We start from the raw sequence: 1,317 nt of genomic DNA, 5'->3' as shown, positions 1-1,317 counted from the left end.
TTGACCGTGTTCTCACTGATACCCAGCGTTGAGGCGATGGTGCGGTTACGTTGTCCGGCGGCAAGGTGCTGGAGCACCTCGAGTTCCCGGGCGGCAAGATTCCACCCGGCGACGTCCCCAGCCGGGCATTGCTGGGGGAGTGTTTGAGGGCGAGTACGGGCCGGGGCCGGCCGGCGAGCTCGGTTTCCCCGAACCAGGGTGTCTGATCTGGTATGGCAGCGCGAAGCGTGTCAAGCTCGGCGATGGAGACCCGGGAAATGATTTCTTCCTCGCCAGCGTTCTTCTGCGGCCGCCCCGTGCAGTCTTCGGGGAAGAGGACCGGCGCTGCTTTCCAGGTGGGGGAGCGTGGCATCTCGTAGTCGCTCCGCTGTCTGGGTCAGGGGCAGGTCGACGGCTGCGCTCATCCGGGTAGTCGACCTGGGATATACATCTGGCCAATCCCAAAGTGTAGTTAGCGCTATCCAAAAATGGGGTTACCCCTATCCGTTTGTTTCGAGACGATGGATACCAGCCAGAACGAAAACCGTTCGGCGACTACAGGACGATGAACAAGTCGAAGAGGACAAATCGTGAATCCTACAATAGCTACGGGAGTGATGAAGCGATCACCACCGGGCAGACACTGGTAACCAATTGTCCCATAGACCGGCAGGCCCGTGTTGCTTAGGTGGCATGGATGTCATCGACCCGGGGTGCAAACGCTAGTATTTTCTGGCCGGGAACGACAGCCACGAACAGGTCTACAAATCCTTCCCACGGGCAAACTGCAATGGGAAAATATGTCTTGAATTTCCCATAAAAATAGTCACAAATAATCTCCTCCTAAACGAGTTGCGTGACATTGGTTTGCTGCGTAGAAGGTACGAGCCTGACTGTCATCTTGCCAGTAGAGAATGGTTATCCCTCTGAAAATAAGTCATGTCGGGTATACCGATGGTCCATCCTGGAGCCCCAACCGGTGTTCTTGCGTATTTCTTTAGCACAGTCTCATATCCATCCAATTGGAACAGCTCTGAGAAAGATGCACAGCTCTGACAATCCAACGATCTGTTGTATCTGTTTGCCTGGCCACGGTAACACCGCCTGCCGGGCCGGACGCGGGGACCGCGCTGCGATGTTGGATCACTGACCGCAGGTCAAGAACCGGTTAGTCAGCGACGACGAGGACAAGCTTGGCCTCTTCTGGGCAGGTTTCCGAACCCGTTTGGGGCTTCATTCTGATCAAAGAACCAAGGAGAAAATCATGTCTATCAACATTGAATCCCGAACCGTAGTAGGGGTAGCGCACCCTCTGGACCCGCTTTCCCGCGCTGAGAT

1 pseudogene is annotated in these 1,317 nt (G+C 55.7%); it reads right to left on the bottom strand.

Going from position 1 to position 1,317, the window contains the following annotated elements:
- Positions 1-352: pseudogene (locus OS914_RS18380) on the bottom strand (hypothetical protein); the annotation flags it as partial.
- Positions 353-1,317 lie beyond the last annotated feature (965 nt).

Source organism: Arthrobacter endolithicus, assembly GCF_026627425.1.
Taxonomy (GTDB): Bacteria; Actinomycetota; Actinomycetes; order Actinomycetales; family Micrococcaceae; genus Arthrobacter_M.
Note: the sequence above shows the minus strand (reverse complement) of the source record. Positions and strands in the feature narration are given on the sequence as shown.